9 protein-coding genes and 1 pseudogene are annotated in these 10,020 nt (G+C 62.5%); 2 read left to right on the forward strand and 8 right to left on the reverse strand.

Features of this window, described 5'->3' with window-relative positions:
* Positions 1-99 precede the first annotated feature (99 nt).
* Together mutS and fdxA are read left to right on the forward strand one after the other, a co-directional pair.
* Entirely contained in the window at positions 100-2,670 is a 2,571-nt protein-coding gene (gene mutS, locus ACPZMI_RS17925; RefSeq protein ID WP_186667216.1) for a DNA mismatch repair protein MutS, read from the forward strand.
* Positions 2,671-2,806: 136 nt separating this feature from the next.
* Complete coding sequence (fdxA, locus tag ACPZMI_RS17930) at positions 2,807-3,130, forward strand: ferredoxin FdxA (protein WP_012315871.1); 324 nt, start codon at positions 2,807-2,809, stop codon at positions 3,128-3,130.
* Positions 3,131-3,635: 505 nt separating this feature from the next.
* Here the strand turns inward: fdxA and rpoS are convergent.
* From rpoS to ACPZMI_RS17970, 8 genes and pseudogenes are all read right to left on the reverse strand, one after another.
* Positions 3,636-4,643 (reverse strand): RNA polymerase sigma factor RpoS, encoded by a 1,008-nt coding sequence (gene rpoS, locus ACPZMI_RS17935; RefSeq protein WP_054891052.1) that lies wholly within the window; start codon positions 4,641-4,643, stop codon positions 3,636-3,638.
* 109 nt (positions 4,644-4,752) lie between these two features.
* Positions 4,753-5,613, reverse strand: a complete 861-nt coding sequence (locus ACPZMI_RS17940) for a peptidoglycan DD-metalloendopeptidase family protein (protein WP_186667217.1) — start codon at positions 5,611-5,613, stop codon at positions 4,753-4,755.
* 187 nt (positions 5,614-5,800) lie between these two features.
* Positions 5,801-6,439: a protein-L-isoaspartate(D-aspartate) O-methyltransferase gene (locus ACPZMI_RS17945; protein ID WP_186667345.1), complete on the reverse strand. Its 639-nt coding sequence runs from the start codon at positions 6,437-6,439 to the stop codon at positions 5,801-5,803.
* 41 nt (positions 6,440-6,480) lie between these two features.
* Positions 6,481-7,230 (reverse strand): 5'/3'-nucleotidase SurE, encoded by a 750-nt coding sequence (surE, locus tag ACPZMI_RS17950; RefSeq protein ID WP_186667218.1) that lies wholly within the window; start codon positions 7,228-7,230, stop codon positions 6,481-6,483.
* On the reverse strand, positions 7,218-8,276 hold the full coding sequence (gene truD, locus ACPZMI_RS17955; protein WP_426352755.1) for a tRNA pseudouridine(13) synthase TruD: 1,059 nt from the start codon (positions 8,274-8,276) through the stop codon (positions 7,218-7,220). Before truD ends, surE begins: the two co-directional genes overlap by 13 nt.
* Positions 8,273-8,746 (reverse strand): 2-C-methyl-D-erythritol 2,4-cyclodiphosphate synthase, encoded by a 474-nt coding sequence (gene ispF / locus ACPZMI_RS17960; RefSeq protein ID WP_426352756.1) that lies wholly within the window; start codon positions 8,744-8,746, stop codon positions 8,273-8,275. The genes truD and ispF overlap by 4 nt, the downstream gene beginning before the upstream one ends.
* A 72-nt stretch (positions 8,747-8,818) precedes the next feature.
* On the reverse strand, positions 8,819-9,673 hold the full coding sequence (gene fghA, locus ACPZMI_RS17965) for an S-formylglutathione hydrolase (RefSeq protein ID WP_186667221.1): 855 nt from the start codon (positions 9,671-9,673) through the stop codon (positions 8,819-8,821).
* 8 nt (positions 9,674-9,681) lie between these two features.
* A pseudogene (locus ACPZMI_RS17970) lies at positions 9,682-10,020 on the reverse strand (S-(hydroxymethyl)glutathione dehydrogenase); the annotation flags it as partial.

The following is a 10,020-nucleotide window of genomic DNA, read 5'->3' on the forward strand; positions in this document are numbered from 1 at the left end:
ATAGCGATGCCCTGCCCTTGTGTCCTGCAGCAGGCAAAAAAAGCCTGTACCATTGCCGGTTTCGAAATTGCCACCAGACCACCTGTTTCAAGGCCCTGAATGTCTGATCTCTCCGCACACACCCCGATGATGCAGCAATACTGGAAGCTGAAAAACCAGCACCCAGACCAGCTGATGTTCTACCGCATGGGCGACTTCTACGAAATCTTCTACGAAGATGCGAAGAAAGCCGCGAAACTGCTGGACATCACCCTGACCGCGCGCGGTCAGTCGGCGGGCCAGTCGATCCCCATGTGCGGGATTCCGTTCCACTCGCTGGAAGGCTACCTGGCCAAACTGGTCAAGCTCGGTGAGTCGGTGGTGATCTGCGAGCAGATCGGCGACCCGGCCACCAGCAAGGGCCCGGTCGAGCGCCAGGTGGTGCGTATCATCACGCCAGGTACGGTCAGCGACGAGGCGCTGCTCGACGAGCGCCGCGACAACCTGATCGCCGCCCTGCTGGGTGACGAACGCCTGTTCGGCCTGGCGGTGCTGGACATCACCAGCGGCAGCTTCACCGTGCAGGAGATCAAGGGCTGGGAAAACCTGCTCGCCGAACTCGAGCGCATCAACCCGGTGGAACTGCTGATTCCCGACGACTGGCCACAGGGCCTGCCAGCAGAGAAACGCCCTGGAGCGCGACGTCGGGCGCCGTGGGACTTCGATCGTGACTCGGCGCGCAAGAGCCTGTGCCAACAGTTCGCAACCCAGGACCTCAAGGGCTTCGGCTGCGACAAACTGACCCTGGCCATCGGCGCCGCCGGCTGCCTGCTGACCTACGCCAAGGAAACCCAGCGCACCAGCCTGCCGCACCTGCGCAGCCTGCGCCATGAGCGCATGGACGACACGGTGATTCTCGACGGCGCGAGCCGTCGCAACCTCGAGCTGGACATCAACCTGGCCGGCGGCCGCGACAATACGCTGCAGTCAGTCATCGACCGCTGCCAGACTGCCATGGCCAGTCGCCTGCTGAGCCGCTGGCTGAACCGCCCGCTGCGCGACCTGAAAGTGCTGCAGGCACGTCAGGATTCGATTCGCTGCTTCCTCGACGGCTACCGTTTCGAGAAGCTGCAGCCGCAGCTCAAGGAAATCGGTGATATCGAGCGGATTCTCGCCCGCATCGGCCTGCGTAACGCTCGCCCACGTGATCTGGCGCGCCTGCGCGATGCCCTTGGCGCCCTGCCCGAACTGCAGAACGCCATGGCCGAGCTCGAAGCGCCCCACCTGGCCCGCCTGGCGGCCATCACCGGCACCTACCCGGAGCTGGCCAGCCTGCTGGAGCGAGCAATCATCGACAACCCACCTGCGGTGATCCGCGACGGTGGCGTGCTCAAGACCGGGTACGACAGCGAACTCGACGAACTGCTGGCCATGAGCGAGAACGCAGGTCAGTTCCTGATCGACCTCGAAGCCCGTGAAAAAGCCCGTACCGGGCTTGCCAACCTCAAGGTTGGCTACAACCGTGTGCACGGCTATTTCATCGAGTTGCCAACCAAACAGGCCGAGCAAGCGCCGGGCGACTACATCCGCCGCCAGACGCTCAAGGGCGCCGAGCGCTTCATCACGCCTGAACTCAAGGCGTTCGAAGACAAGGCGTTGTCGGCCAAGAGTCGCGCCCTGGCCCGGGAGAAAATGCTCTACGACGCGCTGCTCGAGACCTTGATCAGCCACCTTGCGCCGTTGCAGGACAGCGCTGCGGCCCTGGCCGAGCTGGACGTGCTGAGCAACCTCGCCGAGCGTGCCCTGACCTTGGACCTGAACTGCCCAAGCTTCGTCGACGAGCCGTGCCTGCGTATCGAGCAGGGCCGCCATCCGGTGGTCGAGCAGGTGCTGACCACGCCGTTCGTGGCCAACGACCTGGGCCTGGACAACAGCACCCGCATGCTGATCATTACCGGCCCGAACATGGGCGGTAAATCTACCTACATGCGCCAGACTGCGTTGATCGTACTGATGGCGCATATCGGCAGCTTCGTGCCTGCAGCGCGCTGTGAGCTGTCGCTGGTGGACCGCATCTTCACCCGCATCGGTTCCAGCGACGACCTGGCCGGCGGCCGCTCGACCTTCATGGTAGAGATGAGCGAAACCGCGAACATCCTGCACAATGCCACCGATCGCAGCCTGGTGCTGATGGACGAAGTCGGCCGCGGCACCAGTACCTTCGACGGCCTGTCGCTGGCCTGGGCCGCCGCCGAACGTCTCGCACAGTTGCGCGCCTACACCCTGTTCGCCACCCACTACTTCGAGTTGACCGTACTGCCGGAGAGCGAGCCACTGGTGGCCAACGTGCACCTGAACGCCACCGAGCACAACGAGCGCATCGTGTTCCTGCACCATGTGCTGCCAGGCCCTGCCAGCCAGAGTTATGGCCTGGCAGTGGCGCAACTGGCGGGTGTGCCGTCGCAAGTCATCCTGCGCGCCCGTGAGCACCTCGGCCGCCTGGAAAAGGCCAGCCTGCCCCACGAGGCGCCGGTGACCAAGGCCAAGGGCGAACCGCAGGTGCCACACCAGAGCGACCTGTTCGCCAGCCTGCCACACCCGGCCATCGAGAAGCTGGGCAAGCTGGCGTTGGACGACATGACACCGCGTCAAGCTATCGAAATGCTATATCAACTGAAGAACCTGTTATAACGGCCAGCCGCGCAAGCTGGTAGAATCCGCCGCGGTTTGCCGGAGCTGCAGGTTATTAGCCTGGCCTGCAGCCAACGTGAACCGCGCTGCCCTGGAAGGAAGGGCACGCTGCCGTCGCCTGAGGAGAAAATTAGAAATGACCTTCGTCGTCACCGACAACTGCATCAAATGCAAGTACACCGACTGCGTGGAAGTCTGTCCGGTGGACTGCTTCTACGAAGGCCCGAACTTCCTGGTCATTCACCCGGACGAGTGCATCGACTGTGCGCTGTGCGAGCCTGAGTGCCCGGCACAGGCCATTTTCTCGGAGGACGAAGTGCCTGCGGGGATGGAGAACTTCCTCGAGCTCAACGCCGAGCTGGCTGAGATCTGGCCGAACATCACCGAGCGTAAGGATGCCCTGCCGGACGCTGAAGAGTGGGATGGCAAGCCAGGCAAGATCGCTGATCTGGAGCGCTGACCGCTGCAGTGACAAAAAAGGCCCGCAAGGGCCTTTTTTGTGCCTGGCATTCGGGCTCATGCAAGCCCGGGCGAGGAGAAATCGTAGGCAAAAAAAAGGGGCGGTTTGACCCGCCCACATTTTTTCCGTAGTCCCTGCTTGTCCCATTCATCATCCTGATGAATCGCATCCTGCGATGTCCTTGGCGATCATCCTTGAAAGCCTGTGCCAGTCCGTCGGCACACTTCAGATACTAGCGATTTCCCCAGCGGGAGCAACCTACGCACCTAACAAGATGCTACAGCAGACACACTTACAAACATCTAAAAAAACCAATAATTTCAATACGTTAAGAAAACATCATTACTGAAAAAGGCAATTGTTTACTCTTGTTGGTAGCGAAGGCTTACACCACGAGTAAGCGATCTCTTACACGCTAAGCAACAACGCTAGCAGGTTGAACTATTTCCCAGGCCATAAAAAATGCCCCGAGGTCGTCGGGGCATTCTGTGTTGCGCATTCCGGCTTACTGGAACAGCGACTCGCTGGACAGGCCGTTCTTCTCCAGAATCTCACGCAGACGCTTGAGCCCTTCCACCTGAATTTGCCGTACCCGCTCACGGGTAAGGCCAATCTCCAAGCCAACATCCTCAAGTGTACTGCTCTCATGACCACGCAGGCCGAAGCGGCGGATCACCACCTCCCGCTGCTTGTCGGTCAGCTCGCCCAACCACTGGTCGATGCTCTGGGACAAGTCGTCGTCCTGAAGCAATTCACACGGATCGGTGGGGCGATCATCGGTAAGGGTGTCGAGCAGCGTCTTGTCCGAATCCGGGCCCAAGGATACGTCGACGGAGGAGACACGCTCGTTGAGCCCAAGCATGCGCTTGACCTCAGCTACCGGTTTTTCCAGCAGCCCGGCAATTTCTTCCGGGGACGGCTCATGGTCGAGCTTCTGGGTGAGCTCACGCGCGGCGCGCAGGTAGACGTTGAGCTCCTTGACCACGTGGATCGGCAGGCGAATGGTGCGGGTCTGGTTCATGATCGCCCGCTCGATGGTCTGGCGGATCCACCAGGTCGCATAGGTCGAGAAACGGAAGCCGCGCTCCGGGTCGAACTTCTCCACGGCACGAATCAGCCCCAGGTTGCCCTCCTCGATCAGATCGAGCAGCGACAGGCCACGATTGACGTAGCGGCGGGCGATCTTCACGACCAGGCGCAGGTTGCTCTCGATCATGCGTTTGCGGCCGGCCGGGTCGCCCTTCTGCGACAGGCGCGCGAAGTGCACTTCCTCTTCCGGGGAAAGCAGTGGCGAGAAACCGATTTCGTTGAGGTACAGCTGCGTGGCGTCGAGCGCACGGCTGTAGTCGATATACTTGTGCTGCTTGAGCGATGAGCCCGTTTTGGCCCTGGTCCGAACCGAAGGTACAGCAGGTTCGTCTGACACCACATCCGTTTCCAAAACGATACCTGTCTCCATCAGGAGGAGGTCATCGTCGATGTCAAACTCCGGCACTTCTTTGCTGAGAGCCATTGTTATAGTCCTTTGCTGAGTTCGAACCTCAGACTCTAGCGTCGCCTGATTCCCTGGCAGCGCTAAAGCCTGTCCCCTTTACGTCTTCAGGAACAGGCTGGTGCAACAATCAACGGCGTGGCAGGAACTGGAGTGGGTCGACGGGTTTGCCCTGGCGGCGAATCTCGAAGTGCAGCTTCACCCGATCAGTGCCCGTAGACCCCATTTCTGCGATCGTCTGCCCTGCCTTGACCTGCTGCCCCTCCCGAACCATAAGCCTGCGGTTGTGGCCGTAGGCACTGACGTAGGTATCATTGTGCTTGATGATGATGAGTTCGCCGTAGCCCCTCAAGCCACTCCCGGCGTAAACCACCGCACCATCAGATGCAGCAAAAACAGGCTGTCCCAAATCTCCGGCGATATCAATGCCTTTATTCAAACTACCGTTTGAAGCGAATTTTCCAATCAACACGCCGTTCGCCGGCCAAGTCCAACCCCCGACCGCGCGCTCTGCGGCCGGCACCTGGATGACGGTCGGAGCGGTCGTGGCAGGGGGAGGCGTTGCCGACTTGTCGCTATTTGTTGCTGGCGCGGTCTGCGTACCAACCGGGCGGCGAATGACCGTGGTTCTGCTCGATGACGAGGGACCGGACGACACTACAGTGGTGGTGCCCCCAGCGCCGCTGCTGAAACGAATCGGCTGGCCTGGGCGGATGGTGTAGGGCGGCGCGATGCCATTGCGCGCGGCCAGCTCCTTGTAGTCCCAGCCGTAGCGGAAGGCGATGGAGAACAGGGTATCACCGGGTTTGACCACATACTGCCCCGAGGTGACGGTCGGACGCTTGGGAGCCGCGTTGTTGCGATCGACCACCCGAGCGCCACTGGAGCCGGTGCTGGAGCATCCCGCCAGCAAGGTTCCCATGGCCAGCGCAATCACCAGAAGCTTGAAACCCGACCGATCCTTGCGCTGCCGAATGATTGTGTGACCCACCCGCGCTCCCCTCATGGTGCCGAAATCTGGATATGACGATATGCAATATTGTTTCAATTATAACCGAGCCCGACCCGCTTGGGTGGCCCGTACGGGCTTGTCTATCTGGCGGGGTTCGCCTCACCCCGCCAGATAGACAAGCCCGTGGCGCAAGAATTCGCTATCAGCGCACATATTCCGTCGGCCCTCAGGCCAGCGGCCCGTTGAGCAGCGGCACGAAGCGTACGGCGCCCAGCACCCGGCGCGAGAAACCCTGCTCCTCACGAACGATCAGCAACAGTTGCTGTGCTTCGCCCGCCGCCCCTACCGGAATCACCATGCGTCCGCCGGGTGCCAATTGATCGAGCAAGGCCTGGGGGACTTCCGGCGCCACCGCGGTGACGATGATGCCGTTGTAAGGCGCCAGCGCCGGCCAGCCTTCGCAACCGTCGCCCCAACGAAACACCACGTTACGCAGGTTGAGCTCGATCAGACGCTCCTTGGCACGATCCTGCAGCACCTTGATCCGCTCGACCGAAAACACACGCTCGACCAACTGCGCCAGGATGGCCGTCTGGTAACCAGAACCGGTGCCGATTTCCAGCACCTTGTCCAGCGGGCCGGCCTCCAGCAGCAGTTCGCTCATGTGCGCAACCATGAATGGCTGGGAAATCGTCTGGTTATGGCCGATCGGCAGCGCAGTATCTTCATACGCCCGATGGGCCAGGGCTTCATCGACGAACAGGTGGCGAGGGGTGCGCCGAATGGTCTCGAGCACCTTGCTGTTCGACACGCCCTCTTCATACAAGCGTTGGATCAGGCGCTCCCGGGTACGCTGGGAGGTCATGCCGATGCCGCCACGGCGCTGCAGATCATCCTGTTCGCGCATCAAAGCAGCCCCTCCAGCCAGCCATCGAGGCGCTCGAAGGCATCGTTGAAGGTGCGATCCAGTTGCAGCGGCGTGATCGATACATAGCCTTGCATCACTGCATGGAAGTCAGTGCCCGGGCCGCCGTCCTCGGCGTCACCGGCCACAGCGATCCAGTACCCTTCCTTGCCACGCGGATTGACGACCTTGGTCGGTGCGGCCGCACGTGCCCGGTGCCCCAGGCGGGTGAGGCGTATTCCGCGGATATGCTCCAGCGGCAGGTTGGGGATGTTGACGTTGAGCACGGTACGCGCCGGCAGTTCCAGACGCGACTGCGCCTCGACGAGGCGCCGGGCGATATGGGCGGCGGTCGGCAGGTTGTCCGGCAGGCGCGACAGCAATGAGAACGCCAGCGAAGTACCGCCGAGAAAGCGGCCTTCCAATGCAGCGGCCACCGTGCCGGAGTACAGCACGTCGTCACCCAGGTTGGCGCCCAGGTTGATTCCGGAGACGACCATATCGGGCGTTTCCGGCAACAGGCCGTTGAGCCCCAGGTGCACGCAATCGGTGGGCGTGCCGTTGAGGCTGATGAAACCGTTGGCCAGCACCTGCGGGTGCAGGGGCCGGTCGAGCGTCAGCGAACTGCTGGCGCCGCTCTTGTCTTGATCCGGGGCGATCACCACGCACTTGGCATAGTCCTGCAGCGCACCGTGAAGCGCAGCGAGGCCGGGGGCGGTAACACCGTCGTCGTTGGAAATCAGAATACGCATGGGCTTTCCGTCTGCCCTGCCGGCACCAGATCCACAAGTTCGCGCACCACCACGGTGGCGAAGCATCCGGCCGGAAGGACGAATTCCAGTTGCAGGATATCAGGCTCGGGATAATGCCACGTCAGCCGCCCAATAGGGAGCCGCAGGATGCGCCGTTCGTGATCCAGTCCTGCCCTGCCCAGCCATTGGCAGAGTGCAGGATGGCGTTCGCCGACCGCCGTTTCCAGCGCCGCGGTCCCGCCCGCGCTCGACGGAAAGCCCGCGCCCCACATGGGGCCGGTGGGATGGAGGTCGAGAATTGTCAGTCGAGGATCGGAGCATTCCTGCTCGCCAGCCGGAAAGAAGCTACGGCTATCCGTGAAGGCCAGAAGATCGCCAACCTGCGCCTGGTTCCAGCTTCCGTCAGCCACTCGCGCAGCCAGTACCTGGTTGAACAGGTAGCTGCGCCCCGCAGACAGCAGCCGCGAACGCACATTGCGCTGCTCCGGCAGTGCCTCTCGGGCCGCCCAGTCGAGCGCATCGTGCACGTTCCCGCCGGCATGGCCGAAGCGCTGGGCACCGAAATAGTTCGGTACGCCCTGCACCTTGAGCTGTTCCAGACGGGCGTCCAGCGCCTGGTGATCGGCGCTCAGGCCCGTCAGTCGCAGGGTGAAGCCATTGGCCGAATGTGCGCCACGCTGCAGCTTGCGCTGGTGACGCACCTGTTTGAGCACGCGCAGGCTGTCGTCTTCGGCACGGGACAGGTCAGGATCGGCCTTGCCTGGCAGGTGCAGGCTGAACCACTGCCGGGTCAGGGCCTGACGGTCCTTCAGGCCGGCATAACTGATAGCACGAACCGGCACACCGGCCGCGCGCGCCAGGCGTCGGGCAGCTTCCTCGGTGTTCAGGTCGCGCTTCTCGACCCACAGCCACAGGTGTTCGCCTTGACCGGACAGGGGGATGTCGAGCACTTCATCGACCTGAAAATCATCGGCGACGGCCTTGAGCACGGAGCGGCCAAGGGCCTCGCCGCTGGCGCGCGGGCCCAACAGTTCCAGTTCGGTCATGCTGACAGCAGCAGGGCGACCGCATGCACGGCGATGCCCTCCTCCCGACCAGTGAAGCCGAGCTTCTCCTCGGTGGTCGCCTTGACGTTGACCTGGTCGAGCTCGACCTGCAGGTCCTCGGCGATGAAACGACGCATGGTGTCGATGTGCGGCGCCATCTTCGGGGCCTGGGCGACGATGGTGGCGTCGACGTTGCCCACCTTCCAGCCCTTGGCCTGCACGACGGCCACCACATGACGCAGTAGCACGCGGCTGTCGGCGCCCTTGAACTGTGGATCGGTGTCAGGGAAATGCTTGCCGATATCGCCCAGCGCTGCTGCGCCAAGCAAGGCATCGCTCAGGGCGTGCAGCAGCACATCACCATCGGAATGGGCCAGCAGGCCGTATTTGTGGGGAATACGCACCCCGCCCAAGGTAATGAAATCACCGTCGGCGAAACGGTGCACATCGTAGCCGTGGCCAATACGCATAGAAAAACGCCCTGATTGAGTCAGGGCGTGATTCTACCTGCTTTGGCCGCTATTGGGGCCGCTCCTGCAACACTACACCCGCCCCAGCGCCACCGCGTGATGGCGCAGGTGCTCATCGATGAAGCTGGCAATGAAGTAGTAGCTATGGTCATACCCTGGCTGCAACCTCAGGGTCAGTTCATGCCCACCTTTGCGCGCCGCCTGCTCCAACGCTGCAGGCTTGAGCTGCTTGTCGAGGAAGTCGTCGCGATCGCCCTGGTCGACCAGCAGCGGCGGACACTGGCCAGCCGGAGTTTCGGCCAGCAGCACGCTGGCATCCCACTCACGCCAGCGCGCGCGGTCCTCACCCAGGTAGCGGGAGAAGGCTTTTTCACCCCACGGGCAATCCATCGGGTTGCTGATCGGCGAGAACGCAGACACCGATCGGTAGCGCCCCGGGTTGCGCAGGGCACAGACCAGCGCCCCATGCCCGCCCATCGAATGACCACTGATACTACGCTGATCGGACGCAGGGAAATGCGCCTCGATCAGCGCCGGTAGCTCCTGCACCACGTAGTCGTGCATGCGGTAATGCTGGGCCCAGGGCTGCTGGGTGGCGTTGAGGTAGAAGCCAGCGCCGAGCCCGAAATCCCAGGCGCCGTCCGGGTCCCCGGGCACCTGCTCGCCACGCGGGCTGGTGTCGGGCGCGACGATGATCAGGCCAAGCTCGGCGGCCAGGCGCTGGGCGCCGGCCTTCTGCATGAAGTTCTCGTCGGTGCAGGTCAGGCCGCTGAGCCAGTACAGCACCGGCAGTTTCTCGCCCTGCTCGGCTTGCGGTGGCAGGTAGACAGCGAACACCATGTCGCAGCCGAGCACCTTGGAGTGATGCTTGTAGCGCTTGTGCCAGCCGCCGAAGCTCTTCTGGCAGGAGATGTTGTCCAGGCTCATGGCAGACCTCAGAAGTGGATCACGCTGCGGATGCTTTTGCCTTCATGCATCAGATCGAAGGCCTTGTTGATGTCCTCCAGCCCCATGGTGTGGGTGATGAAGGTGTCCAGCGGGATCTCGCCCTTCTCGGACATTTCCACGTAGCTTGGCAGCTCGCTGCGGCCACGCACGCCGCCGAAGGCCGAACCGCGCCAGACCCGGCCGGTGACCAACTGGAACGGACGGGTGGCGATTTCCTGGCCGGCGCCGGCCCCACCGATGATCAACAAACCACCCCAGCCCTCGTGGCAACACTCGAGCACCGCACTCACCAGTTTGACATTGTCGATGCACTCGAAGGAGAAGTC

Origin of the sequence: Pseudomonas wayambapalatensis (assembly GCF_049942315.1) — a bacterium.
GTDB classification, from domain to species: domain Bacteria; phylum Pseudomonadota; class Gammaproteobacteria; order Pseudomonadales; family Pseudomonadaceae; genus Aquipseudomonas; species Aquipseudomonas wayambapalatensis.